26 protein-coding genes are annotated in these 24,592 nt (G+C 42.9%); 14 read left to right on the forward strand and 12 right to left on the reverse strand.

The genetic code is table 11. The features are described 5' to 3' along the window. The first annotated feature begins 30 nt into the window (after positions 1-30). The 4 genes from DXX92_RS06400 (at position 31) to DXX92_RS06415 (ending at position 2,893) form a co-directional block, all read left to right on the forward strand. Positions 31-438, forward strand: coding sequence for a DUF4019 domain-containing protein (locus DXX92_RS06400; protein ID WP_245961413.1), 408 nt, complete (start codon positions 31-33; stop codon positions 436-438). A 201-nt stretch (positions 439-639) separates the two neighbouring features. Continuing rightward, complete coding sequence (locus DXX92_RS06405) at positions 640-1,194, forward strand: VOC family protein (RefSeq protein WP_115999701.1); 555 nt, start codon at positions 640-642, stop codon at positions 1,192-1,194. Between the two features lie 75 nt (positions 1,195-1,269). Further along, positions 1,270-1,842 carry an elongation factor P-like protein EfpL gene (gene efpL / locus DXX92_RS06410; protein ID WP_115999702.1) on the forward strand — a complete coding sequence of 191 codons (573 nt, stop codon included), beginning with the start codon at positions 1,270-1,272 and terminating at the stop codon, positions 1,840-1,842. Positions 1,843-1,957: 115 nt separating this feature from the next. Continuing rightward, positions 1,958-2,893, forward strand: coding sequence for a M14 family metallopeptidase (locus DXX92_RS06415; RefSeq protein ID WP_115999703.1), 936 nt, complete (start codon positions 1,958-1,960; stop codon positions 2,891-2,893). On the opposite strand, the gene DXX92_RS06420 is transcribed toward DXX92_RS06415, so the two are convergent. The 6 genes from DXX92_RS06420 to DXX92_RS06445 all read right to left on the reverse strand — a co-directional run bounded on the left by DXX92_RS06420 (position 2,877) and on the right by DXX92_RS06445 (position 9,085). Continuing rightward, on the reverse strand, positions 2,877-4,190 hold the full coding sequence (locus DXX92_RS06420) for a DUF2252 family protein (RefSeq protein ID WP_115999704.1): 1,314 nt from the start codon (positions 4,188-4,190) through the stop codon (positions 2,877-2,879). The two genes, DXX92_RS06415 and DXX92_RS06420, sit on opposite strands and share 17 nt — an antisense overlap. A gap of 54 nt (positions 4,191-4,244) precedes the next feature. Beyond that, positions 4,245-5,060, reverse strand: a complete 816-nt coding sequence (locus tag DXX92_RS06425; protein ID WP_115999705.1) for an MBL fold metallo-hydrolase — start codon at positions 5,058-5,060, stop codon at positions 4,245-4,247. Between the two features lie 257 nt (positions 5,061-5,317). After that, on the reverse strand, positions 5,318-6,043 hold the full coding sequence (locus tag DXX92_RS06430) for a HugZ family protein (RefSeq protein ID WP_115999706.1): 726 nt from the start codon (positions 6,041-6,043) through the stop codon (positions 5,318-5,320). Positions 6,044-6,115: 72 nt separating this feature from the next. Then, positions 6,116-7,036 (reverse strand): ATP-binding cassette domain-containing protein, encoded by a 921-nt coding sequence (locus DXX92_RS06435; RefSeq protein ID WP_245961414.1) that lies wholly within the window; start codon positions 7,034-7,036, stop codon positions 6,116-6,118. After that, the gene (locus tag DXX92_RS06440; RefSeq protein ID WP_115999707.1) at positions 7,029-8,078 is read right to left on the reverse strand and encodes a FecCD family ABC transporter permease; all 1,050 of its coding nucleotides are present in this window, start codon (positions 8,076-8,078) and stop codon (positions 7,029-7,031) included. The genes DXX92_RS06435 and DXX92_RS06440 overlap by 8 nt, the downstream gene beginning before the upstream one ends. Then, positions 8,078-9,085 carry a heme/hemin ABC transporter substrate-binding protein gene (locus DXX92_RS06445; protein WP_245961415.1) on the reverse strand — a complete coding sequence of 336 codons (1,008 nt, stop codon included), beginning with the start codon at positions 9,083-9,085 and terminating at the stop codon, positions 8,078-8,080. The genes DXX92_RS06440 and DXX92_RS06445 overlap by 1 nt, the downstream gene beginning before the upstream one ends. Positions 9,086-9,493: 408 nt before the next feature. On the opposite strand from DXX92_RS06445, the gene DXX92_RS06455 reads away from it, so the two are divergent. After that, the gene (locus DXX92_RS06455; protein WP_115999709.1) at positions 9,494-11,611 is read left to right on the forward strand and encodes a TonB-dependent hemoglobin/transferrin/lactoferrin family receptor; all 2,118 of its coding nucleotides are present in this window, start codon (positions 9,494-9,496) and stop codon (positions 11,609-11,611) included. A gap of 280 nt (positions 11,612-11,891) precedes the next feature. Here the strand turns inward: DXX92_RS06455 and DXX92_RS06460 are convergent, their stop codons facing one another. Further along, a complete protein-coding gene (locus DXX92_RS06460; RefSeq protein WP_116002321.1) occupies positions 11,892-12,719 on the reverse strand; it encodes a TIGR02391 family protein in 828 nt (275 codons plus the stop codon). Between the two features lie 515 nt (positions 12,720-13,234). Between DXX92_RS06460 and DXX92_RS06465 the strand changes: the two genes are divergently transcribed. From DXX92_RS06465 to DXX92_RS06480, 4 genes are all read left to right on the forward strand, one after another. Beyond that, positions 13,235-13,438: a DUF3565 domain-containing protein gene (locus DXX92_RS06465; RefSeq protein ID WP_115999710.1), complete on the forward strand. Its 204-nt coding sequence runs from the start codon at positions 13,235-13,237 to the stop codon at positions 13,436-13,438. 44 nt (positions 13,439-13,482) lie between these two features. Then, complete coding sequence (locus DXX92_RS06470; RefSeq protein ID WP_115999711.1) at positions 13,483-13,743, forward strand: DUF5062 family protein; 261 nt, start codon at positions 13,483-13,485, stop codon at positions 13,741-13,743. A gap of 10 nt (positions 13,744-13,753) precedes the next feature. After that, positions 13,754-14,458: a M14 family zinc carboxypeptidase gene (locus DXX92_RS06475; protein WP_115999712.1), complete on the forward strand. Its 705-nt coding sequence runs from the start codon at positions 13,754-13,756 to the stop codon at positions 14,456-14,458. Between the two features lie 207 nt (positions 14,459-14,665). After that, positions 14,666-15,307: a LiaF domain-containing protein gene (locus DXX92_RS06480; RefSeq protein ID WP_115999713.1), complete on the forward strand. Its 642-nt coding sequence runs from the start codon at positions 14,666-14,668 to the stop codon at positions 15,305-15,307. Between the two features lie 154 nt (positions 15,308-15,461). Here the strand turns inward: DXX92_RS06480 and DXX92_RS06485 are convergent, their stop codons facing one another. Next, positions 15,462-16,304, reverse strand: coding sequence for a DUF417 family protein (locus DXX92_RS06485; protein ID WP_115999714.1), 843 nt, complete (start codon positions 16,302-16,304; stop codon positions 15,462-15,464). Between the two features lie 124 nt (positions 16,305-16,428). Continuing rightward, the gene (locus tag DXX92_RS06490) at positions 16,429-17,337 is read right to left on the reverse strand and encodes a LysR family transcriptional regulator ArgP (protein WP_115999715.1); all 909 of its coding nucleotides are present in this window, start codon (positions 17,335-17,337) and stop codon (positions 16,429-16,431) included. Positions 17,338-17,507: 170 nt separating this feature from the next. On the opposite strand from DXX92_RS06490, the gene DXX92_RS06495 reads away from it, so the two are divergent. Beyond that, a complete protein-coding gene (locus DXX92_RS06495; RefSeq protein WP_115999716.1) occupies positions 17,508-18,125 on the forward strand; it encodes a LysE/ArgO family amino acid transporter in 618 nt (205 codons plus the stop codon). A gap of 106 nt (positions 18,126-18,231) precedes the next feature. Here DXX92_RS06495 and DXX92_RS06500 read toward each other — a convergent pair whose 3' ends face one another. Further along, entirely contained in the window at positions 18,232-19,383 is a 1,152-nt protein-coding gene (locus DXX92_RS06500; RefSeq protein ID WP_115999717.1) for an iron-containing alcohol dehydrogenase, read from the reverse strand. Positions 19,384-19,536: 153 nt separating this feature from the next. Here DXX92_RS06500 and DXX92_RS06505 point away from each other — a divergent pair, with 153 nt between their 5' ends. Together DXX92_RS06505 and DXX92_RS19095 are read left to right on the forward strand one after the other, a co-directional pair. Beyond that, entirely contained in the window at positions 19,537-19,827 is a 291-nt protein-coding gene (locus DXX92_RS06505; protein WP_245961416.1) for a hypothetical protein, read from the forward strand. A 260-nt stretch (positions 19,828-20,087) separates the two neighbouring features. After that, positions 20,088-21,521, forward strand: coding sequence for a GAF domain-containing sensor histidine kinase (locus DXX92_RS19095; RefSeq protein WP_181901706.1), 1,434 nt, complete (start codon positions 20,088-20,090; stop codon positions 21,519-21,521). 79 nt (positions 21,522-21,600) lie between these two features. Here DXX92_RS19095 and DXX92_RS06515 read toward each other — a convergent pair whose 3' ends face one another. After that, positions 21,601-22,116, reverse strand: a complete 516-nt coding sequence (locus DXX92_RS06515; RefSeq protein ID WP_115999718.1) for a hypothetical protein — start codon at positions 22,114-22,116, stop codon at positions 21,601-21,603. A 227-nt stretch (positions 22,117-22,343) separates the two neighbouring features. Further along, positions 22,344-23,372, reverse strand: coding sequence for a choice-of-anchor H family protein (locus tag DXX92_RS06520; RefSeq protein ID WP_115999719.1), 1,029 nt, complete (start codon positions 23,370-23,372; stop codon positions 22,344-22,346). Between the two features lie 200 nt (positions 23,373-23,572). On the opposite strand from DXX92_RS06520, the gene DXX92_RS06525 reads away from it, so the two are divergent. Together DXX92_RS06525 and DXX92_RS06530 are read left to right on the forward strand one after the other, a co-directional pair. Next, entirely contained in the window at positions 23,573-23,848 is a 276-nt protein-coding gene (locus DXX92_RS06525) for a PepSY domain-containing protein (RefSeq protein ID WP_115999720.1), read from the forward strand. Between the two features lie 41 nt (positions 23,849-23,889). Further along, positions 23,890-24,567, forward strand: coding sequence for a response regulator transcription factor (locus tag DXX92_RS06530; protein ID WP_115999721.1), 678 nt, complete (start codon positions 23,890-23,892; stop codon positions 24,565-24,567). Positions 24,568-24,592: the final 25 nt, after the last annotated feature.

The following is a 24,592-nucleotide window of genomic DNA, read 5'->3' on the forward strand; positions in this document are numbered from 1 at the left end:
CTCTAAACATTAATTATTAAAGGGATTTAAATGATGAAAGTGTTACTTATTCTATTGATTAGTTGGATGCTCGTGCCTGTTACTTTCGCCAATGACGCACAGATGCTAGACGACAATGCAGGCATGAATTGGCTACAAATGATTGACGATGGTGAATATAGCAAGAGCTGGCAAGAAGCTGATAGCCTGTTTAAATCGCAATTAACCAGTAGTAAGTGGCAAAAAGCGCTACGCAACGTCAGAAAGCCGTTAGGCAAGGTTGTCATGCGAAAGAAACACTCTGCTCAAACACACACGTCTTTGCCTGGAATACCCGACGGGCATTATTTAGTGCTGACCTTTAAAACGCAATTTGAACAAAAAACTAAGGCTATTGAAACGTTAACACTGAGCAAACAAAGTGGAGAATGGCGAGCAATTGGTTACTTTATTAAATAGCGTGTACAACTCTGCTACTTCAAGGTGCAGGATTTTAGCTGTCAAAAAACTTTAGCTGGAACAAAATGGCACCTTGAGAAATTCACTCGTAATAACCATTGGTCGGAAAAAGCCAGCCAGTCATCGCATACTCATCAAGTAGTTGAATATATTTTTTAACTAAACTGTTCTTATCGGAAAATTATTACTAAGGGATCACCGATGAAAACAAATCTTTTTCGCCTAAACCGCCTAGGTACTGCCAGTGTCTTTACTGGTGCGATTACTGCTGGACTTATTAGTGCTGCAATCTCCGTTGTTTGCAGCACTACCGCTTATGCTGCTGAGCCAAAAGCGCAGGTTGCCCAGCAAACGAGCCCAATTGGTGGTGTTGATCACGTAGGGCTTGCGGTTTCTAATCTAGAGCGCTCAAAAACATTCTTCACTGAAACGCTAGGTTTTAAAGTGCTAGGTAAAGATTCAGACTATCCCGCCTACTTTTTAAATAATGGCTCGATAACTGTTACGTTATGGCAAACCACTAATGGCGAGCAGGCAACGCCATTCAACCGTAAAACTAATGTTGGCTTACACCATTTGGCATTTCAGGTAGATAGCTTAGCCAAGTTAAATCAACTTCACGAAACGCTGAAATCAGCACCAGGTGTAAAAATTGAATTTGCGCCAGAAAACCTTGGCAAAGGGCCAACAAAACATATGATGATTCGTGAGCCGAGCGGTAACCGCCTAGAGTTTATCCATCGCGCTCGCCGTTAATCGTAATCAGTAAATTTTTATGCTAACGTTGCGCCAGTTATAAATACCTGCTTTTTAAATAAGGGAATCTACACAATGCCAAAGGCGAGTGAAATTAAGAAGAACGCGGCGATTGAATATAACGGTGGCGTTTATTTTGTTAAAGATATTGAGCGCTCTGTTCCTCAAGGTCGCGCTGGTGGTAGCTTGTACAGAATGCGTATGTACAATGTGGTTACTGGTCAAAAAGTTGATGAAACCTTTAAAGATGTAGACATGTTGAACATGGCTGACTTAGTGCGTCGTCCTGCAATGTTCTCTTACATTGACGGTGACGAGTATGTGTTTATGGACAATGAAGACTACACGCCTTACAACATGAACAAAGAGTCAATTGCCGAGGAAGTGCTATTTATCGACGAAAGTACCCAAGGTTTGCAAGTCATTTTGGTTGATGGCAGCCCAGTAGGCGTGGACTTACCATCGAGTGTTGAGTTAGATATTGTTGAGATAGACCCTTCAATTAAAGGCGCATCAGCAACGTCTCGTACCAAGCCAGCCACGTTATCAACGGGTCTAATTGTGCAGGTACCAGAGCATATTTCTAACGGTGATCGCATTAAAGTAAATACTGAAGAAAAACGCTTTATGAGCCGTGCTGACAAGTAGCCAAGCAGGCATAAATGTAAAATATTCGAAAGCGAGCCATGTGCTCGCTTTTTCTTGCTTAAAACACTATCTGTTAATTTATATCGCGGTAATAAAAGAAAAAGGGTTATAGATCATGTCACAGTATCCAATTGGTAAGCTTGGCCAGAAATGGGGCGAAGAGGAGCGAGCTTTATGGCTCGCCAAACAGTCAGTTAAGCGTTCTTATCAGGATGAAGTTGAAGCTAAAATTAATAAACTAGCGAGCGACTTAACTGTCGAAAGTAATGCCGAAATTCATGTCGAAAGCTATGGCACTTTGGCCTATCACACAGGTGACTACAAGTTGTGGGCAATTAAAAGTGCAAACTGGTCAAATGAGAAAAAAACGGTTTTAGTCACTGGTGGTGTGCACGGTTATGAAACCAGCGGTGTGCAAGGGGCGATACGTTTTGCCGAAACCAAAATGGCTGATTACGCTGGACACTTTAATATTCTGGTACTACCGTGTTTAAGCCCTTGGGGTTATGAAACCATTAATCGCTGGAATCCTGAGGCGATTGACCCAAATCGCTCGTTTTATGAAGAAAGCCCCGCACAAGAGTCGGCGCTGGCCATGGCTTATGTCGCAAGTTTAGGGGTTAAGTTTGATATTCATATTGACCTGCATGAAACCACTGACACAGATAACAGTGAGTTTCGACCAGCACTTGCTGCGCGAGAAGGGACTACCCAAACCAACTGGAATATTCCTGATGGTTTTTACTTGGTAGGGGATAGCGAAAATCCTCAGCCTGCATTTCAACAAGCTATTATTGCCGCTGTTGCCCAAGTTACTCATATCGCGCCTGCTGACGAAAATGGTGAGATTATCGGCGCGCCATTAGAGCAACACGGCGTGATTAACTATGCCTACAAAAAGTTAGGTTTATGTGCTGGGCTTGCCAACGCCAATTTCGCGACGACAACGGAAGTTTACCCAGACAGCCCGAAAGTCGACGATGAAAATTGTATTTTGGCGCAAGTGGCAGCCATTACGAGTGGCTTGGATTATGTTATTGAGCGAGCATAACTTTAAGCGCTTTTGTGTCTGCTTGAACTTGCTCGGCATAATGCTGACAAGCACTAATTAAACTGCTAATCACGTCTGGCAGAGTATTTACAACCGCTTGTTCAAATAGGGTTGAGCGGCGATCGCCACGGCAATGGGCAAGGGCTAATGCTTGGCCGCAAGCCTGTGCGTATTGCACAAAGCCTTGTTTACTCGTCGCTTTTTTACCTAAGCCAATGTGTTCAGGTTTGATGCCCACTTTCGCATGGTGGCGAGAGCGCACTAACCAATGATGCCCTTGCCATTCAACTTCATCGAGCACCAAATCTGGATTGCGCTGCATCCGGCGTTGGCAATTTACCGTGAGATGCGCGGCGTTAAGCTGGTTTACCGGCGACAAGTCGTCAGAATAAGCGAGTGGTGCGGCTTTACGTTGCTGCTTTACTTCAACAATATGACACAGTGACAATTGGCTTTGTGGTGATGTTTTAGGGCCAACTAATAAGTAGTAGCGGCCCATATTCACTGAGCCAGTACCTGCGTTTAAACGAGCGACAATATCGTGAATATGATCGTCAACATATGGCCTAAATTGTTGATGAAGCGCTTGATAATCGCCCTCGTCAAGCTTGGCAAATTTTTCTGGCAAGTTAGCAAAGCAAATGCCGTCATCGGTTAAGTCAACAGCCTTAGCTAATGCACTTTTGCTGTAAAAGGTGTCGCCATTGGCGGCACGCGATTGTGCTTTAAGCCAATGTTTGTGTAATAAGTGTTGCTCGGTAAATTCGGCAAGAGCTTGGTTGCGCTGCTGTGGAGAATCAATACACTGCTGACAAGTATCAAGATAGCTGGTTAAAAAACTATTGGCGGCTCTGTGACAATCTTCAATAGCAATAACAGGTTTGGTTGAATAGTCTTTTTCTGCGGAAATTTCTCCTGCTTTTATCCCTTGGCAATGACTTTGCGTTAAAAACAAACTGGTAATAAAGCGCGCAAGATCCCAGCTAGCATGGCCAATACAGGCATCATCAAAATCGTTTGGGCTGAAAATTACCGTATCGCCGTGTGCCCCCTCTTCGGTTAAAAAACCAAAATTAGAGGCATGGCAATCGCCCATAATATTCGTTAACGGTAGTAAGGATAGCTCCTTCGGAAGCGTTAAATTGCCCGCTTGAATATCTGCATAAAATAGAGGTGCTGAGCCGCGAAAAAAAACAAACGGGCTGGTTGCCATTTTTTGATGCTTTTCAATGCCCTCATGCGGCAGGGCGTTATCGGTTTGCTGTAAACATTGGCTGATAAAGGTGCTGCGATCCATAAAGCGCCGTCCTGTAAAGTATTGTCTTTTCGAGCGAATTGCTAAGTTATTAGCTTAGCGAGCAAAGAGCACTTTTTTAAGCTTTATTTTTACCGAACGCCAATGAGTGAGTGGCACTTTCGGGGCACGTTCAAATAAGTGCTGATAATCATCATCGTCAGGGTGCACTTCGCCGCCATGCGCCAACATAATGCCGCTGGGTGACAGATCTTTAATACGATGAAGTGAAGCTTGATAGCGATTTGGGTAAAACAAAGGAAATGGCGGGATAAAGCGGCCTTTGACCGTCACCATTAAATCAGCCACATAAACTTTGCCTGTCGGTTGGTGATACAGGGATAAGTCACGATCGGTATGGCCTTGAGTAAATAATGCCTGCCAGTCACCAAAGCCTGGTAATGGCTGGCCGTCATCAAGTTTGATGTCTGGTGAGAGTTTCGGGTTGTACCATAAATTGCGCTTACCTTTGCCTTTTCGTTGCCCAACCCAGTTGGCTAAGGCAATGTCGGTTAAGTGCATCAGCTTACCATCAAGGCCACTGTACCAATGACCGTCAACGTTAGCAGCGGCGATTTGGCAACCGGTTAGCTTGCGAAGTTTATGAGCGGCACCTGCATGATCGGGGTGCATATGGGTAACGACTACTAGCTTTAATGCGCTCAAAGGCAGCATTAACGTGTGCTCAATAAATTCGCGAATCACTTTAATATCGGCGCGGCAACAACCGTCAAGTAACAAGAGTTCGTCACCTTGTTTGACTAGATAAATTGACTGAATATAGCCAGCCAATTCAAACAAAGTAGTGTGCTTTGATAAGACTTTCGTTGAGACATGAACGGCGTTTTCTATGGCGGGCGCATTAGTTGTCATAATGTGTTGATAAGCGTCTTTATCCGTTTTTCATCTTGATATTATTATCGAAAACACGACTAAACATCAATTTCTGGTCGGATGAGATTAAAAAAGCTGACAAAAAGAATCGCCCTAAGGCAACGATAGAAAGTTTGATAATTGGCGGGGAAGGCAGCTAACTCAATATTTTGCGGTGAGTTAGCTGCTATTTACCTGCTAGCTAAGCGGGGAGCAGTTAAATTATTAGGCTAGCTTAGATGAAGTACACGCTAGTATTAAGCTAAAGCCGCTCGTGCATCGTGTGTTAATTTGACCAAAGCTTTGCGAACATCGGTAGAGTTTTCACAAGGCTGTTCAAAGTCGAGCCAGAAGTTACGCTCTTTACTTTGTAAGAAACAACCGTCAGCAAGCACACCCGCCATCACTGGCTGTTCGTCTTCAACGTTAAAATGTTGCTTTAACATCAAGGCCATTGCATCTTGATGATCTTCGTTCATGTGCTCAATCATATGTTGCTCACTAGCGCTGTCCCATGGGCTTTCTGGTGCCTGCCACTCGTCTTTTTCTAGCCAGAAAATTTTCCCAAAGCCGCCAATATAGCGAACGCGCTTTACGCTTAATTGCCATAATTTGAAATCATGTGCTTGCTTGTAGCTTTCGGCAGCTGGGTAAAGGCGCACGTATTTGTCGATAAGCTCAGTTTGTCGCTCCGCATCCACGGGAGTGGTATCACCAACAATGGTGACACGCCCTTGAGTGTTTTGATCGCCTTGCTCAGCTTGGTTAAAAATGGTGATCGACATTTTTGGATCAAGCGTTAGGTTTTTCGCATGTTGGGCAATATCGCTAATATAAAAGTAGAGGCTGCCATCACTGTCACATAAATAGGGGCTGACTGAGCCAAACGGGTAACCTTTTAAATTATTTGAGTGAGTGGCGATCACGCCAACTCCGGTACTTTTAACTAATTGTTTCGCTTCAAATAAAGCTTGCTTACGCATTGTTCTTCTCCTTACTTGTCGCGAGCTTTCTGCTTGATATTGGTGTTAGTTCGAGCATCAGCTAGCGCTTTTTTATTGGTTTACTGCCGAGTAGACCATAGGCACATTGGCCTGTGGGTAGGGCATTACATTAATTGGGGTTTGATACGTTTGGCTTAATATCTCGCTAGTTAAGACCGCTTGTGGGCTGCCTTGATAAGCCAGTTTGCCATCTTTTATTAGCATCACTTTATCTGCATACAAGGCCGCTAGGTTTAGGTCGTGAATGGCGACAATGGCGCTATTGCCTTGCTCGGTAAAGTACTTCACTGACTGAAGTAAGCTGTGTTGATGGCGTAAATCCAGCGCTGCTGTTGGTTCATCTAATAGCATTAGCTTGGGTGCCTGCTGCTCTTGGCTGTTTGCTTCAAGTTCTGCGTTTTGTTGCTCGGCTGTTGGTCGCTCATGTCTTTTTAATTCACGCCTTTTTAGGTCAGGGATTGCCGACTTAACGGGGGCGTCAAGCTGTGCAAGGCAGCGCGCAAATTGCAAGCGTTGTAATTCACCACCTGAGAGCTGATTCACTTTGCGGCTGACTTTATGCGATAGCTCTACTTCAGCAATATACTGTGCAACTTTGTCGTTGCGCTCAGCATTGCTTTCAACCATCTGATAGCGTCCCATGGCGACAAGCTCAGGTACTGAAAAGGCGAATGGCAAAGCGTTATGTTGATTAAGTACCGCGCGGTACTTCGCCAGCTCTGCAACTGGCCAGTCAGACAACACTTTGCCATGTAATTCAATACAGCCAGTTGCTGGAATTTGGCCTGCAAGTGCATGCAGTAACGTTGATTTACCTGCGCCATTCTCGCCAATGAGGGCGACTAATTCGCCACTAAAGATATGGCCTGTGGCATCACTCAATATACGTTGCTGCCCACGTGTGATATTGAGCTCGCGAAAACTAATCACCAATTGATTAATTTCGGCCAGCAGCCTTTTTTCACTAACCATGATTGCTCCTTTGCTGTTCAAGCAGCAGGTAAACAAATAACGGTGCGCCAATCAGCGCTGTGATAATACCAATAGGCAGTTCAGCAGGGGCAACAAGCACCTTGGCGAGCCAATCGGCAAGCAATAGCATTAAGGCACCCAATAGCATTGCCAGTGGTAACATTTGTTTTAAGTTAGGGCCAACCAGTAAGCGAGCAATATGCGGCATCACCAAACCAACAAAGCCAATCATGCCAGCAAGCGCAACTGCTGCGCCTATGCCCAATGCCACCCAAACGATAATTTCGCGCTTTAAACGCACCGTATCTATGCCTAAGTATTTGGCTTCTGATTCACCAAGTAGCAAGATGTTTATTTGAGATTGGCGCCAATAAAGTCCGCCAAGGCTTAACAGCAATAACGGTAGCGCCTGTAAAATACCAGGCCAAGTTGCACCAGCTAGTGAACCAAGCGTCCAGTAGTTGATTAAGCGCAGCGCGTTGTCGTCAGCATAAAAACTAAACAAACCAATTAAGGCCATGGCTAAGGCGTTGATCGCTACTCCCACCAGAATTAGTGTGATCACTTGCATATCGCCGTTACGATTGGCGAGCAAATACACCAAGCAAGTAGTGAGTAGTGCGCCAGCAAAGGCGGCATAAGGTAAGATGACATCCGGCGAGTAGCCAAAGCGCGGCGCAAAAGCGATCACCGCAACGGCGCAAACTGCGGCACCTGCGCTAATGCCAATAATACTAGGCTCTGCCAGTGGATTTCGGCATAAGCTTTGTGTTGCTGTGCCTGATTGTGCCAATACCGCGCCGATTAATATCGCGATAAATAAGCGCGGTAGGCGAATTTGCATAACAACCTGCAATTGCAGTTCGGTAAAGCCAAAGGTTTCTGGGCTAAATGGCCACGCAAACGCCAAGCGCCAATCCCAACCAGCAGGGCCATACGCCAGCGCAATTACGGCAAGCAATAGCATCAAGCCAACAATTGCAGCCTGCCAAATAAAACTGTGGCGCTGCTGTTTTACCAGCACTTGAGCAACTGTGCTCATTACTGCTGGCTCACTTTAGTTGAGAATTGTCCGTCAGGTTTTTGCTGATAAAGCGTTAATGCGTAAGCTTTTACCTCCGCTAATGCTTCTGCAAGTCGAGTGGTCATGCCGAGCACCTTAAGGCCGTCGACAACCAATAGTCGACACTTGGTTGCTGCTGGAACTAGTGCCAATGCAGCTTGCTGGCAAAACGCCTGCTTACCGCCGAGACTAACAACACTATGTGAAGCGGCGACAATAAAGTCAGGGTTCGCGGTAAGCAAGGCTTCACGACCAAGTGTTTTATAGCCGTTATGCTCGCCAGCAATATTGTTGATACCTAAATAATCAAATAACAAATTAGGCACAGTGTCTTGGCCTGCCGCCACTAAACCTCGGCTCCCAACCGACAGCAAGAACACCGCATTACCGCCTAGTTGCTGTTTTTCTGGCAGTGAAGCTGCAATCTTTTCCTTTAATGCTTTGGCTTGAGTGGGTTTGTTGAGAATTAGTGCTAATTCGTCAATCAATGCATAAAGCTCTTCAACCGACTCTGGTTTGTTAAGCACCTTAACCTGTACGCCGACACTGGCGATTTGTTTAAGTACATTGGCTCGACCAACCCCTTCGATGGCAAGCAGCATATCAGCGTTTTGCGCTAATACCCCTTCGCTCGCAAGATCTCGATAGTAACCTATCATGGGTAATTTCGTTGCGGCTGCAGGGTAGGTGCTTGACTGATCAACCGCGACAATTTGATCGCCTGCGCCAAGCGCATAAACAATTTCAGTGATCGTTCCACCTGCTGTGATCAAGCGCTCAGCCGAGCTTGGCAAGCTAGTGAATAAACACAGCAGCAAAATTGATGTTTTGGCTTGATGCGCAAGCTTACCTAAATGGCTATTGCTAGCGCTAATCCTAAAGCTTCGGCTAATTTTTTGTTTGATAGTGTGCCAGCCAACGTGCAGAAAAAATTGGTTGGTTGTAGATTTTATAAGGGCTTTAGCCTTGTGATGAAAAGAATTCACAAAACCTCCTTCGTTTATTTTTATTGCTATGAGCGGATTCAATAACGGGGATTATCACAACAAAACCCAATAATCGCAAATGATAATGATTTTTATTTGATCTGATTTTCATCCATTGCTATCGTACAGCTCTCGAATTTGGAATGAGAATTATTTGCAACTGGTGGTTGTGTTTGAATAGAGGGAGTTTCTGAACCGTTTTGATAAGTTCAGAGCAACCTATAGAGAAACAAGCCATTCAAGCAAATGCCGTCAGCGGGAAGCTAGATAGCAATAAATTCGCCCTAGTGTTTTTGATAAAAATTTTTAATTGGCTCGCGTCGTTAGTGCCCTGTCGGCTGATGAGCAAAGTTAATGACAATACTGCAAACACTCACCGCGATAACAACAATAAATTAACGAATTATCATGAAACAACATAAACATAAGTCACTTTTTTTACTATCTCCTTTGGCACTTGCGCTTACGGGTGCAACCAGCTTGTTAGCACCTACTGCATTCGCAGAAGACGATGATGCTATCGTCGAACATATCATCGTTTCTGGCGCCCGTATCGAACAAAACTTAGGTGATGTTGCCGGTAGTGTCACCGTTGTGACCGAAGAAGATATTGAACGCCAATTAATCACTAACCTAAATACTATGTTCCGTTACGATCCAAGTATTAGCGTTGAAGGTAATGGCGCACAGGCGCAAGGTATTACCGTGCGAGGTGTTGGCGGCAACCGCTTGGTCTACATTAAAGATGGTCGTCGCACCAACGATGCCTATGCGGGTGGTGGTTCGTTAATTGTTGGACGTGGCTATTTTGACAGCTATAGCATTAAACAAGTTGAAGTCGCGAAAGGTGCGGCCTCATCATTGTATGGCTCTGATGGTTTGGGTGGTATTGTGGTGATCAGCACTAAAGACCCATTAGATTACCTTGGCAGTGAAAAACAACACTTAGCGTTAAGTGCCGGTTATCAAGGTGAAAATGAGCAAACGGAATTTAACTTAACTGGCGCTACCTACCTAGGTGACTGGGCGACAAGTGCTGTAGTTGGCATACAAAGCGGCAGTGAAGTACAAAATTTTGATGAGGAATTACCCGGTTACGACAGTGATGGCCGCTCTTTATTGCTAAAAACCTTTAAGCAGCTAGATAACGATCACAGCATTAAATTTACCTTGGATTATTATCAGCAAGAGGTTGACCAAATTGTTAGTGCCACCAATAGTACCGAAAATGATGATACCAGCTGGGCGGTAAGTGTTGATTTTCATTCAACAGCGAAAACAGCTTGGTACGATAGCTGGCAAAGTCAGGCGTATTTCAGCCGCTATGAACAAGAAAGTGAGCAAGTTAGAGCAGTGCGAGGCAGTACGTCGCTAGACTACAATGCTTACGATTTTGAGCAAGACATTGTTGGTTTACGCAACGTATTCGCCAAACAAATTGCACAAGAAAATGTCAGTCACCAACTGGTTTACGGCCTAGATTACGATCAATACGACACGTTAAGACCGCGCTTTAAAACTCGTGTTAGCGCAGACGGCAGCACAGAGTTTAGCAACGAGCCGCAAAAAGCCTTTCCAGGTGCTGATACCACGTTAGCTGGGGTATTTTTACAAGACACGATTAAATTTAATGATTCGGGCTTGTCTTTGGTGGCAGGTGCTCGCTTTGATTACTACAACTTAGAAGCGAAAAGTAATGAATTCTTTAACACCGCAGAGCTAGATGATTACAATGAAACCGCGCTCTCACCAAAGCTGGCGGCAATTTATCAGTTAAACGAGCAAGTCTCTGTTTATGCACAATACGTTGCTGGCTTTAAAATTCCACCACATGATCAAGCGTATCAAAGCCATGGGGTAGAGCCTTTCTATCAAATTTTACCGAATAATGATCTCGACGCCGAAGAAAGCGACTCATTTGAACTTGGCTTACGCGCAGGTATTGATGACTGGCGCTTTAATGCCATTGCGTTCTACAGCCAGTTCGACAACTTTATTGAAACTAAGCTTGTTGGCACTGAGCCAACTTTTATTCCTAGTGTAAACAAAAGCTTATTCCAATACCAAAATGTTAGCGAAACTGAAATTCAAGGAATTGAGTTAGAAGGTGAATACTGGTTTAACGACAGCTTGTCAGTCGCGATAAGTGCGGCATATGCAGACGGTGAAAATAAAGAAACCGACCAAGCGCTAACCACAGTAAACCCGTTAAACGGAAATATTCGTGTGAACTACAACTTAACTGACTGGCAGTTAACAGCCGCATGGCGATTAGCGAAACGCATGACAGACTTACCAACCGATAGCCAAGGTAACGATTTAGCAACGACAGCGGGTTACGGACTAGTTGATTTATTTGCGCGCTACCAAGTGGCTAACTGGACGTTAGATATGGCAGTGACCAATGCGTTTGATAAAGAATATACCCCTTACAGCAGTATTGCGGGGCAAGCAGCGAATGCCAACTTAAACCAATACACGCAAGCTGGCCGTAATGTTTCAGCGCAAGTAAGCTATAGCTTCTAATAAGTGCACTATATATCGATTTACTAGCGACCCGTGCTTCTACAGGAGTTAACTGCCCATGGATGGGCAGGGAGCACACCTCTTGCTAACTCTGCTTAGTTGAATAAGTCAGAGTTAGGTTCGATTATTAGAGCCCAAGGAAATCTAGCCGCGCATTTGTGCCAATTAATGCTTTTATATCTTTGTTAATTGATGACCGCTTTGTGCAATAAGCAGTAAGTAATGTTGGGCTGAAGTCGGTGAGGCACGAGCAGCGTTAAGCGTATTTTTGATTGCTTTGTTATATTTTCCCTTCGTACATTTTACGAGCTTCTACTGCTTTATCTAGCCTGCGGTGTACTAAAGAAACTAAGGATAATATATCCAAAGCATCTACTTCTTCGATACACCACGCAATCTTGGGTGCGTGAGCAGTAGTATTTCTGAAAGTACCAAATAACCCTTTTAGTAAATTCATAAATCCTTTTTGTTCGCTGTGTTCACTTTCTGTTTCCAAGTTGTTTAATGCTAAGTGAGGTATTTGTTTAAAGGAAAATGCTTCATCAACTAAACTAGCACCATCAGATTTTAAGCCTGTTTTATTGCGAATTTTATCGGCAACACTTTTGGTTGCTTCAAATACTGCGTGAAAGTAATTATCGACAAGCAACTCTTCTTTACAATAAAGAAGCACATCAGGATGAACATTACGAACAACCAAACGCTCTTTTAATTTGCTAGCACGTGAAGCAGCTTCAGAAATGGTGTTAGAACGTTTTATCGATACTACCTTTCCGTTTTCTCCAATATTTAAACCTGAAAAGCTTAATATTTGATTTACTTTAAAGCGTGTATCGTTGAACCATTCTGAATTATTATAATGACGAGCTGGGTTCAAAGAATGTTGAATGAACGCGACTACATTATTCGCGCAACGATCTAGCTTCTGTTTGTGTGATAAAGCGGCGTTTAGTCTTTTCCATTTAGTGTTAACTGAATCAATATCTTGAATATTTGTTTCGGATAATAATTTAGCTAATTCAGCACCTGTAAAACCTGTTTCTGTCTCAGCAAGTACTTTAGAAATTGACTCTAAGACATTAGGGTCTAGTTTTGGAATTGCAGTCACAGTAATCCTTGGAAACATAGCAGTTTATTATGTAGTCATCTCAGTAATACCTGCTTACGATTATCTATTTAAACTATCATAAAACTTAATTATTTCAATTTGCTACCAAATAAATAAAAGTACTTATTTGCCTTTGTAGGAATACTTCTGAAACTTCGTAGTAATATTTATTTGCAATTGGTGATTTTATCAAACAATTTCATGGTGTTAACGGCTAATTTGGTCTTACCTTGGGGGCTGAGAATTCTCAGTATTATCGAGCTCAATGTCCGTTCCTCGCTTATAACTGCCTTTCAGACAGTATTTAGAGCTATTCACCAAGATTGAAGGTGATTAACACTCAAATTCAGTCTTGTTTTTTGCTGGTAACTTCTAACTTAGCGACTTTTCTCCTTTTCATTCCATATAGCTACTTCTCCTGCTAAGGTTTGTTCACTGATAGTTTGTATAAACTGATTTTGTAATCAATTTGTTAGGCATATTTTTTAGGTATATTTTTTTAGGTATAAGGCACAATGCAACAACCGATTGTTGGTTATCATCAAGACGAAGACCTGCACTGGGTGGCACGATTAGCCTGTGGTCATAATCAACATGTTCGTCATCAGCCGCCGTGGACCGTTCGTGAATGGGTAACGACAGAACAAGGGCGAGCAAGCAAATTAGGGTTTTCCCTGTTTTGTGTGAAATGTGTCGAACAAGCACCTCGTGATTGGTGATTAGCACATCATCACGCTGGGCAAAAAGAAGTTAAGGAATAACAATGAAAAAAATTAAACATGAGAAAGAGTTGCTAAAAAAAGCACTAACGGTAGGCGAAACATACGCGAAAAAGCGCGGCTATCAGCAATTTAGTGCATCTGACTCTCACGATGTCAAAATAGAGTGTATTTATCGGCTTTTGGTCAATGACAAGTTAGTTATTCCATTGCCTGCACAAGATGAAAACTTACTTAACATTAAGAAACGCTTAGTGAAATGGATAATGAATCAATTGCCGGATAACCATCCGCTGCTGCAATAAGTAACACTCCATGACGATAAGTTCAAAGCCGCCGACTCTAGGTGGTAGTAAGAATATTTGGCAGCAAAGCAACTGGGCAAGTTCTTGCCTTGGGCAAACTATTTCGCTCTATGGCAGCGCTGCCCCTGAGCAATGGTCAGCTGCATCACCTGTGCTTTTTATTGGTGGCGTACATGGCGATGAGCCCGAAGGCGTGGTGCTCGCCAATGAATGGCTAGCGTGGCTGAAATCAGAAAATATATCGCAGCCATGGCTGCTAATTCCTTGCTTGAACCCTGATGGCTATCAGCGCAATGAACGCACTAATGGTCGAGGGGTTGATTTAAATCGAAATTACCCATCAAAGTGTTGGAACCCAGCGTTTGAAGAGGAACGCTACTTTCCAGGCACTGCGCCAGCTTCTGAGCCTGAAATTAGTGCGCTTGTAACGCTAATTGAACAAACCAAGCCAAGGCTAATTGTGCATTTTCATAGCTGGCAACCATCAATTGTTTATACTGGTGAAAGTGCGAAATCTGCAGCTAATATCCTAGCTGAGTCTTCTGGCTATCCGCTGCAACCTGATATTGGTTACCCAACACCCGGCAGTTTAGGGGAGTATGGTGCAAACGATCTCGGTATTGGTGTGATATGCATTGAAGAACAAGAAGGTGCTGTTAGTGAGACTATTTTTCCTCGTTTCAAACAGGGCCTAATTGATTTAATGAAAGCTTGAAAGTGGCCTGTTCAGAATATGCTAGTAAACGAATAAAGTGGTCAAATTGACCAAAAAACGTAAAAAACCTATTAGGTTTAGTTGTTTGATAATAGTTAACTTATTGAAAATTAGGTAATAATGCTATTGGTCTAAGTGTTGCTTAATTCTCAAGCTATCAAATATTGCTGTAACCTAAAATCAGCTTAAATAAGTAAAGGAATGATTATGCCAGTTGCCATTCAAGACAGACCTACGCAAACCGTTCGTGATGAAGTGATTGATAAATTGATAATGAATTACAGCCATGGCGAGCTGAGCTATGAAGCATTTGAGCGGCGTTTGGATATTGCGATGGAAAGTGATGATAACGAGGAAATTTTTCAGCAAGCTGCCGATTTAGACCTGGCCGTTGATAAAGAATACGTCGATTCGAAAAAGCAAGATTTGGGCTTTAGCTTTGATAACGATCCCGCCGCTGAGCGCGATACCTTAGTGAGCATATTTGGTGGCAGCGATCGCTCTGGCGCATGGAAAGTCGCAAAAGAAATTCGCGTGTTGAGTATATTCTCTGGCTCCGATATTGACTTTAGCCAAGCGCAATTTAGCTATCGACAAACTCACGTTAAAATTTTTAGCTTATTCAGTGGTGACGATATTTATATTCCTGAAGGTGTAAACGTAGTCACTAAAGCGTTTTGCATTTTTGGCGGTATTGATAATAAATCCAATACCATGGTTTCCAATGATGGCCCAACACTCGTGATTGAAGGATTGGTGATTTTTGGTGGTATTGATATCAAGTTGAAAAAATCACTGAAAGAACGCTTTGTTGCCTTTGCCGACAGCTTAAAAGGTATGTTTGGCTAACTAAATTAATTATTAAGTTTCGAATACGTGATTTTCGAGTAGGTTTTCGAATAGACTTTCGAATAGAGAGACAAAAGGCTTAGCTTGTAAGTTTTAAATTACTTACTTTTAACAACTGCTAAGCCTTTTTTAGTGTATTCTTCTACTTCACTTTTTACTCAATGATGCGAGCTAATTTTGTTAGCTGGTAGTAAAACACCAAGTTCGCCAAATACCATAAATCTTTAATCAGAAATTGACCGCCTGATGACAACAGGGTTTCGGCTGATAGGGCGTCAGGCCAAGTGAACACAAAGCTCTGCGTGGTCAGCATTACCGCACCAGACATCAACACAGCTGGAATAAATAAAGCGTGAATGCGCAATGACAGTAATAATGCTGCCAGCGCAATTAAGTCGTATACACCGATGATATTAGAGGTGGTTTGTACCGACCATATTTGGTACATCCAGCTCATCAGTGGCGAGCTGGCAACCAGTGGCTCAATTCCTTTCGCTTCTAGCTCAGTAAATTTCATGCCGCCAATCCATAGCAATACCAGCACAACTGGTAAAATTTGCACTAAGCGTTGCTGAGTAAGATTTAGTTTGTCTTCGGCAAGCAAGTGAATACCCAGCGCGAGCAATGCAAAGTATTTGATAATGCCTTGACCAGAGCCAATTGCAGGGAAGCCCCCAAGTGATGCGATCCAGCGCTGCTCGCTGAATAAGCTGATTAAAGGCACTAGGCTAATAACGACTAACGCAAGCCCCATTAGTTGGCTCAGTTTTTTGTGCTCTGGTTTCACAAGTACAGTCAAAGCTAGCAGTGAGATAAGGGCAAAACCCAATGCTGCTATGATGTGGCCATTTGCTGAGATAAAGCCACTTGATAGGCCAAAGAAGTCTGTTACGATGGTTATGCTGGCATCACTGCCAATCATTAAGGTACTAACTGCCATCAGTCCAGAAGCAACTAATAACAACACATAAATTAGTTTGTTGAGGGGAGTTGTCATATTTTTCACTATTTCAAAAATTTGACTTAAAGACCTCGATTGTTGAAAAAGCTATTCAGCCTTTACATAAATTTACTTTTCTGGGTTTACTTTTCTTAGCTTGCTTTGATAAATGGCACACCAACTAGTGCGAGCTAGCAATGAGTATCTGCTTGGCATAATTGACCACATGCTCTGTGACTCGCTTGTAACTGCCACGCTCCAGCACCCAGCTGTGCCAATAAAGTTGCTGTATTAGCTGCTTTTTGGGGGCAAGGCTAATTAATTCACCACTGGCTAAATAGGGCTTTGCTTGGGTGATCGGCAGCAATGAATAAGCAAGGCCAGACAAGGTAAAGTGCACAAATGCTTCTGAAGAACCGACGCGGTGGCAAGGGTATTGTCCTTTATTCATGCCAAATTGTTCATTCAGATATTGGTGGTGCATATTGTCGCTGGCATCAAAGGTTACAGCAGGCGCTTTGCATAACGCGTTTTGTGTTAGCCCATCTTGAAAATAGCGTTGGGTAAATTCTGGGCTGGCGCACAGTAAATAATTAAGTTGCCCTAAATGTTGTACCTTGCACCCCGCAACGTTTTTCGCTTGGTTGCTGATGGCGGCGAAAACCTTGCCTTTTGTCAGTAATGTCTGGGTGTCCGCTTCGTTGGCAATATGTAAATCTAATACAATAGCTTCTAGTTTTAGTAGCGGTGTTATGGCTGGAATAAACCAACTGGCGAGGGTGTCGGCGTTAATCGCAATCGAAATACTGAGCGCTTCTTGTTGATCATTCGGCAATATATCATGCACTAGCTCTTGTGCCAGCAAGCTAACTTGTTTGTAGTGCTTAAGCAGCTTTTCGCCAATACTTGTCGCCACCGGCGGGCTGGTTCGAATAATTACGGGCTGTGCAACTTGTTGTTCTAGTTGTTTAATGCGCTGAGAGATTGCTGATTGCGTAATGGCAAGCTTGTCAGCCGCCTTTTCAAAACTCTGCTCGGCAATTACGGCTTCAAGCGCGGCCAGTAATTTATAATCAAATTGTAATTTCATCGCAATGACAGCCTAATCGTGAAAACGTGATGTATCTAAACCGATATTAACAATAGTATTAACAGTGGTATTAATAAATTTAATGATAAATTAAATTTATTAATTTTACTTAATTTATGGGGAGGCTTATTGTTCACACATCTCGCAATTACTTTTGGTTTGAAATAAATATGTTTACCACCTTAGCCAAAGGCTTTGTTATTACGTTGGGGCTAATTATGCCGCTTGGCGCACAAAACTCTTACGTGCTGAGCCAATCAATTAAGAAAAATCATCACTTAACTGCAGCAACGGTTTGTATTGTTTGTGACTTTTTATTGATGTCGTTAGGCGTGTTTGGTGGAGGAGCTTTGATTGCAAGTAACGATTTAGCCTATCAAATTATTACTTGGGCAGGCGTTATTTTCCTCAGTGTTTACGGGGCGATGTTTTTTCGTGACGCAATCAATGCGCAAGCGGTTGAAGCGGCTGAAAGTGCTACACCAAGTAAACGCAAGGTGGTGATTTTTACAACGTTAGCAGTAACCTTATTAAACCCACATGTTTACCTAGATACTGTGGTGATTATTGGCAGTATCAGTGGTCAATACCAAGGAGATGATAAGTACATATTTTGGTTAGGCACGATCTTAGCGTCATTGGCGTGGTTTTACGCCTTATCACTTGGTGCTGCTAAGCTTTCACCGTGGTTGGCTCAAGCGCATGTGCAGCGAGCTATTAACCTGATAATTGCTGTGATTATGTGGGTGATTGCATACAGCTTAATAAAGCCACTTTTACTTAGCTAGAAAAGATGAGCAAAGCGCTTTTGTTAAGAGCCATGCTTTAACAAAGCGCTTTATAATTACTTTTCATTGAACCAATATTTTTTATAAATGAAAGCAGGCGACACGTTTACAGGCTTAGCTCAATAATTTTTCGGCTACGTTCTATGGTAACCGCTTTGGTTTCGCCCATCGCAGTTTGACCATGGCGCTCTAGTTGAGCCACTAATGCCTCAACTACGTCACTTTCAAGCTGATAGTTACTTAATCGCGTTTTCATTTTTACTTGTTGGAAAAACTGCTCGGTTTTAGCAATGGCAAGTCGAATTGCATCGTCGGCGCTTTCTTCTTCAATGTGCCAAATCCTGCGTGCAAATTGTAGTAGCTTCGCTTGTTTTTCCTCGCGCATTTCCCACATCATTCTAGGCAAAATAATCGCTAATGTTTGCGCGTGATCTAGGCCATATAACGCAGTAATTTCATGGCCAATGCCATGGGTTGACCAGTCTTGTGGCACGCCAGCACCAATTAAGCCGTTAAGCGCCATAGTCGCGCTCCACATCACATTGGCACGCGTGTCTGCATCGGGTTCAGCGAACATTTTAGGGCCTTCTTCAATCAGGGTTTGCAATATACCTTCGGCAAACCTGTCTTGAACTTTGGCATTAACGCTATACGTCAGATATTGCTCCATAACATGAACAAACGCATCAACAATGCCATTGGTGATTTGACGTTCTGGCAAGCTTGCCATCACGCTTGGGTCTAAAATTGCGAATTTGGGCTGCACCAGTGGTGAGCCAAAAGCGAACTTGTCTTTCGTTGCTAATTTCGAAACGACAGCGAAGCTGTTCGATTCAGAGCCGGTTGCCGGTAAAGTGAGTACGACACCTAGCGGCACAGCATCAGCCACTTTGGCATTTTGGGCGAGAATGTCCCAAGGTTCACCGTCAAATTTGGCTGCTGCGGCAATGAATTTACAGCCATCAATGACTGAGCCGCCACCGACGGCAAGAATAAAGTCAACTTGCTCTGACTTGACCAGCTCAACAGCTTTCATTGTTGTTTCGTAACTGGGGTTGGGCTCTATCCCTGAAAATTCAATAACTTGATGTTCTGCTAAGGCGTCACAAACTTGCTGATATACGCCGTTACTTTTGATACTACCGCCGCCATAAGCCAGCAGTACTTTGTGGTTTTTATCAATGGCGGAAGCTAGTTTTGCAATTTGCTGTGTACCAAAATGAATACAGGTGTTATTGCTGTAGCTGAAATTTAACATGGCGCATCCTTTAAGCAGAAAGTTAGAAATTATTGAGCGAAGTTATTGAGTAATATGGCGCGAATTTGGAAAAGATCAATATGATGATATGAATCAAAGTCACTCAACTGGCTTATGTTATGGTGATTGAGAAGGGCGTGTGGAGAGAAGCTTATGTCCGAAGAAAAAACCATAAAAGTACTTAAAATTTGTATTCTTATTGGTATTTGCCTGTTGTTACTTGGCCACTACTTGATCAGTTATACCAATATTTCACAGACCATGGGAGTTAAAGGTATGGTGCTGAGTGCCGCATGTATCGCGCTTGGTTTAATATTTAGTTTACCCACCAAAATGTATCTTACTTTTTTACTGGTTACTCGCGAAAATCGTCAAGCTCAATGTTTACAGCAAGCAAAGTCGCAGAAAACACAGCCTGAGCAGAAGAAAAGCTCGCTACTGTAACTGATTGCTGCCACCTGCAACTATACCGCTGTTCATTGTTGGTGGCATTGAGTTAGCAAGTGTTTGAAAAGTTTATAAAAGCAATATTCGAACTGCATTTATGACGCTCACAAATAATTAACCCAGTAATAAGTTAATCGCTTGATTTATATCAAAATAAAATAGTGTTGTTGGTGAAGGTAGATTTAAAATCCGCTAAAGTGCTAGGATGTGAGCCTAGCAAATTGCTGTGTGTTAAGTAGTAACCTTAAGTTGTAGCCATGACCCAAATTCGACGCCCAATCAATACCGCCTCATTAAATGAACAACTTGCCTATTGGCAACGAGCTATGGAGCTTGAAGAAGGACGTAACGAAGTATTACGCATGGTAGCATCGGGTGATTCGCTTGATTCTGTACTCAATACCTTATGCCACAAAGCACAAGTGTATAACCCAAATATGTACTGTTCGGTGCTATTGCTGGATAACGAAGCGAAAACTTTGCACTCAGTTGCTTCATCTTCACTGCCTGATTTTTATTGCGAAGCGTTAAATGGCACTACCATTGGTATGGGCGTAGGTTCATGTGGCACAGCCGCTTTTATTGAACAGCGCGTCATCGTTGAAGACATCAATACGCATCCATACTGGGTGCAATTCAAGGGCTTGGCGCTAGAAGCTGGTTTACAATCTTGTTGGTCTGAGCCGATTATTGGTCAAGATGGTCGTGTATATGGCACTTTTGCGATGTATTACAGTACGCCATGTAAGCCAACTGATGAAGATATTCAGTTTATTGAGTTAAGCGCCAACCTTGCCGCAGTTGTTTTTGAGAACGATTACAATCGTCAGCAATTATTGGATGCCAATACGAAATTGAGTTTGACGGTTGATGAACGCACCAGCGAACTTGAAGCGACAAATAAGGCACTTGCCAATCGCATTGAGCGACAAGCTCGACAGCAAATTGAGCGAATTGAAGAAGAGAAAATGCTAACCACCAATGCGTTATTGTGTGGTTTTGCCCATGAAATTAGCACGCCAATTGGCAACAGCTTGACCACGGTTAGCGCGATTGTTGATAAAATTGAGAAGTTGTTTGATGCACTAGAAAACGGTGTTATGTCTCGCCGCGCATTTGAAGAGCACCTTACACAACTGCATCAGCTTTCTGAAATTAATAAGAAAAATCTTATTAAAGCAGATTCGCTGCTAAGCCAATTCCAACAGCTAGATGCCAAGCAAGTCAGTGATGTTCAACAAACGTTTGAATTGAGCACTTTTTTTGCGGAAGTTAAGGCAAGTTTGCATAGCGTATTAGGCGATCATCAATTGTTTATTGATTCGCAGGAATTGCCTATCACTTGTGTAAAAGAGTGTTTGTGGCAAGTGTTTTATCAGCTAATTGAAAACTCATTAGCTCATGGCTTTATTGACAAAGCGAAGGGCAATATTCACATTAGTGCGATTCGTAAAGGCAATGAAATTGTTATTAACTATCAAGATGATGGTTGTGGTATTGATCAGCAACATAGCGATAAAGTTTTCGAACCTTTCTATACCACGCAGCGCAATAGCAACAAAATAGGCTTGGGTTTGACAACAGTGGGCAGCTTAATGGGTAACGTGCTCAATGGTCGAATTCAATTACAAAACTCGCCAGTAGGCGCTCGCTTCGAAATTACGTTACCAGGGCTTAGCCTAGTGAGTTAACAAAGGTTAGTTAAGGGCTTTTCGTTAACAAAAGTTAGTCAAGAGTAGCTAGCTGGACCTAATTTAGTGCCTGAGTGCTTTACTCGGGCTTATTGACAACTGGCGCTTGAGATTTACTGTGAACAGCGTCACAAGCAGCATTTTTTTCTTGAATTGATTTGGCGTCTTGGTTAACAAGTGCTTTTAAAATCAGTTGATTACATTTTTTCTCTTGTGCCGATAATTGAGTGCTGTCGCCATAAGAGATGGTGGCTACCATAGGTTGGAAGTTAACCGCAGCCTGACAATACATTTCCTTATAATTTTGATGATGCCAGTACGGGCTTGTACGATTGGATAGCGCTGAACATATTTGATTGAATAATGACTTAGCCTTAACGGTACAGTCAGAATATTCAGGTGAGTTACGGTCGTTATCAAAGCATACCGTGTGATTAAGTACTCGCCATTGACTATGACTAAACGGAATATAAGTGTCTTGGTATTCAATTGTCAGCGATGTTTCTGTGAGTGATAAGCGCTGATCATTTACGTCTTGTATGCTTTCGCCAAGCGCAGTGATATATGCGGTTAACGCAATTGCCGAGGCAGACATGCTTGCTATCCTTATTGGTGTTCAAATAATCCTAGGGTAATTGTGTTTGTGGTTACGCTTAGATAAGTAAGTGCCTAATGCCTGCAATTTTTGTAGCGGCACTCACTTAGCAGCCCACTTTACAATCTAATTTTCAATCGAGTCTACAACTACACTGAATATATAATATTCCGGCCTGAATTTTCAAACTAACTTGGTATTCGCCAGCGCAAGTATTTCAACTTTCATTAAGTCTGTGAGCGACGCTGCCACAGCATTCCTGCAATGACGGCTAGGCCAAACCATGCAAAGCTACCGCCATGGACATGAATTTCTTCTTCGTAATAAACATCGTAGTTTTCACTTTCAAGCGGTAAAGCGTATAAACTGCTGCTGTCATCACTGCTGTAGGTGGCAACAATGTTGCTGTAACCTACTTGGTAAAGGTCAATGAGCACATCATAGTGATCTGTTTGGTAGCCACTGGCTAATGTGCTCAATACTTCGTATTGGTCGTCAGTTGACTCACCAAAGATCATAAAGTTATCAGTCGAGTAGAAGTATTCCCAGTCTCTGCCGCTTTGGCGAAGATAGATATCAGCGTATACCAGTGCTTCATTAACACCATTGTAGGTATATACATCGGCATCGAAAGTCACGCTAAAGGTGCGAAAGAATCCGTCGGCGTCAATGTCATCAAACAAGCGCGTAACAGCGTCAAATATACTAAATTCTTGACGAAAACTACGTGCCGCCTTTATTTCGATTTTCTGCTTACTGATCGGTAATTGGCTTAGTGCTTTGGCTGCTTGATGCTCGGCACGAGAAATTCTGGTGCTAACTGGTAGTAATGGCGCTTCACTAAGCTTTTGGTTTGCTGCTGAAGGAAATTGATTAACGCCGTTGATATTACTGTTACTATCATTATCAGTACTTTGCAGCTCGCGAGTGTAATCAGCAACGACCTTAATTTGCTGAAACTCACTTGGCTGCTCTGCTGCTAGCAGTTGATTGGCAAGCGTCGTTGTAACCCCTTCAGTTGTTGCCTCTTCGGTTGTAGATGCATGCTGTGATTGCTCAACGGCTTCGGCAGTCAGTGCAATAAATAGCAAACACCAAATACAAGCAACAAATTTAAACCAGCGAACTTCTTGGCGGTTAGCTTGACGCTTGCGCAGTAGCTGCTTTATTGCAGCACGTTTACCTTTATGCTGTTTCTTCATCGCCAATAGGCGTGCTTTGTTGGCAGAATGTTGAGTTGTGATTTCAGTATTCATCTTGTGCCTCCTGTTGCAATTGAGGCTTATTAAAGCAGCGAACAACTGAATAAAAACTGAACTTTGAGTTCAGCAAGTGTTCAGTTTATTTCTCCTAATCTAAGGCAAAATTGGCAAAAACATTTCATCTGCGATTGCATTCTTTTACACTAAAGTGATTAGATAAGCTCTGTAAAATAAAGCAATAAAATAAGGTTGTTATGACAAGGTTGGCGTTAATATTCATTTCATGCTGTTTGCTGCTGGCGACTTCGCCTGCGGTGACTGCTCAGCCTTATTTTGATAAGCAGCAAGGCGGGCAAAGTCGCTCGAAAGGGTTTACGGCTCAGCAAGCGGCAAAAAAGGTGCAGTCGCGCTTTGGCGGTAAAGTACTTAAAGTGCAGCCGTCCGGTAATGGCTATCGCGTTAAGTTGATCAAAAAAGACGGCCGTATTGTCAGTGTTTTTGTTGATGGTAGTGGCAAAATCAAAGGCTAATGGATTTTGCTTAATTACTCACAGTAATAGAGGAGTTGTCTGTGCGTTTATTACTTGTTGAAGACGATCAACAACTACATGAAAATTTAAAATCTTCACTGGCTAAACAAGGCTTTAGTATTGACTCGGCATTTGATGGCGAAGAAGGCTTATACCTTGGCAGTGAGCACCCATACGATGCTGCGGTGATTGATATTGGTTTACCAAAAAGAGATGGTATTTCATTGATCACTGAGCTGAGGCAGCTTGATATTAAGTTCCCGATCATTGTCCTAACAGCGCGCGATCGCTGGCAAGATAAGGTGCAAGGTTTAGACGCTGGCGCTGATGATTACCTTACCAAACCATTTCAGTATGAAGAATTACACGCTCGACTGAACGCACTTATTCGCCGCAGTGCAGGGCAAGCAAGCCCAGTATTAACGAGCGGCGCGCTGAGTATCAATACAGCGAGCCATCAAGTATTGGTTAACGATCAAGAGGTGTCACTGAGTAGTTATGAATACCGACTGATTGCTTACCTGATGCTACAGCAAGGCAAAGTAGTCTCTAAAACGAGCTTGACCGAACACTTATATGATCAAGACTTTGACTTAGACTCAAATGTGATTGAAGTGTTTGTCAGGCGCTTGCGTAAGAAACTTGACCCTGAGGGTGAACATAATTTTATCGAAACCTTACGTGGTCAAGGTTATCGTTTGCGCACCATTGATAGTTAAACATTGATAGCTAACCAGTGACAGT

The organism is Thalassotalea euphylliae, assembly GCF_003390395.1.
In the GTDB taxonomy this organism is placed as follows: domain Bacteria; phylum Pseudomonadota; class Gammaproteobacteria; order Enterobacterales; family Alteromonadaceae; genus Thalassotalea_F; species Thalassotalea_F euphylliae_C.

Coding starts and splice junctions, on each gene's coding strand:
- DXX92_RS06470 (WP_115999711.1), top strand. CDS start 13,483: ATGAAAAAAATTAAACATGAGAAAGAGTTGCTAAAAAAAGCACTAACG.
- DXX92_RS06440 (WP_115999707.1), bottom strand. CDS start 8,078: ATGAGCACAGTTGCTCAAGTGCTGGTAAAACAGCAGCGCCACAGTTTT.
- DXX92_RS06520 (WP_115999719.1), bottom strand. CDS start 23,372: ATGAATACTGAAATCACAACTCAACATTCTGCCAACAAAGCACGCCTA.
- DXX92_RS06420 (WP_115999704.1), bottom strand. CDS start 4,190: ATGGATCGCAGCACCTTTATCAGCCAATGTTTACAGCAAACCGATAAC.
- DXX92_RS06525 (WP_115999720.1), top strand. CDS start 23,573: ATGACAAGGTTGGCGTTAATATTCATTTCATGCTGTTTGCTGCTGGCG.
- DXX92_RS06475 (WP_115999712.1), top strand. CDS start 13,754: ATGACGATAAGTTCAAAGCCGCCGACTCTAGGTGGTAGTAAGAATATT.
- DXX92_RS06400 (WP_245961413.1), top strand. CDS start 31: ATGATGAAAGTGTTACTTATTCTATTGATTAGTTGGATGCTCGTGCCT.
- DXX92_RS19095 (WP_181901706.1), top strand. CDS start 20,088: ATGACCCAAATTCGACGCCCAATCAATACCGCCTCATTAAATGAACAA.
- efpL (WP_115999702.1), top strand. CDS start 1,270: ATGCCAAAGGCGAGTGAAATTAAGAAGAACGCGGCGATTGAATATAAC.
- DXX92_RS06490 (WP_115999715.1), bottom strand. CDS start 17,337: ATGAAATTACAATTTGATTATAAATTACTGGCCGCGCTTGAAGCCGTA.
- DXX92_RS06425 (WP_115999705.1), bottom strand. CDS start 5,060: ATGACAACTAATGCGCCCGCCATAGAAAACGCCGTTCATGTCTCAACG.
- DXX92_RS06405 (WP_115999701.1), top strand. CDS start 640: ATGAAAACAAATCTTTTTCGCCTAAACCGCCTAGGTACTGCCAGTGTC.
- DXX92_RS06480 (WP_115999713.1), top strand. CDS start 14,666: ATGCCAGTTGCCATTCAAGACAGACCTACGCAAACCGTTCGTGATGAA.
- DXX92_RS06505 (WP_245961416.1), top strand. CDS start 19,537: ATGTCCGAAGAAAAAACCATAAAAGTACTTAAAATTTGTATTCTTATT.
- DXX92_RS06415 (WP_115999703.1), top strand. CDS start 1,958: ATGTCACAGTATCCAATTGGTAAGCTTGGCCAGAAATGGGGCGAAGAG.
- DXX92_RS06500 (WP_115999717.1), bottom strand. CDS start 19,383: ATGTTAAATTTCAGCTACAGCAATAACACCTGTATTCATTTTGGTACA.
- DXX92_RS06485 (WP_115999714.1), bottom strand. CDS start 16,304: ATGACAACTCCCCTCAACAAACTAATTTATGTGTTGTTATTAGTTGCT.
- DXX92_RS06435 (WP_245961414.1), bottom strand. CDS start 7,036: ATGGTTAGTGAAAAAAGGCTGCTGGCCGAAATTAATCAATTGGTGATT.
- DXX92_RS06430 (WP_115999706.1), bottom strand. CDS start 6,043: ATGCGTAAGCAAGCTTTATTTGAAGCGAAACAATTAGTTAAAAGTACC.
- DXX92_RS06465 (WP_115999710.1), top strand. CDS start 13,235: ATGCAACAACCGATTGTTGGTTATCATCAAGACGAAGACCTGCACTGG.
- DXX92_RS06515 (WP_115999718.1), bottom strand. CDS start 22,116: ATGTCTGCCTCGGCAATTGCGTTAACCGCATATATCACTGCGCTTGGC.
- DXX92_RS06495 (WP_115999716.1), top strand. CDS start 17,508: ATGTTTACCACCTTAGCCAAAGGCTTTGTTATTACGTTGGGGCTAATT.
- DXX92_RS06455 (WP_115999709.1), top strand. CDS start 9,494: ATGAAACAACATAAACATAAGTCACTTTTTTTACTATCTCCTTTGGCA.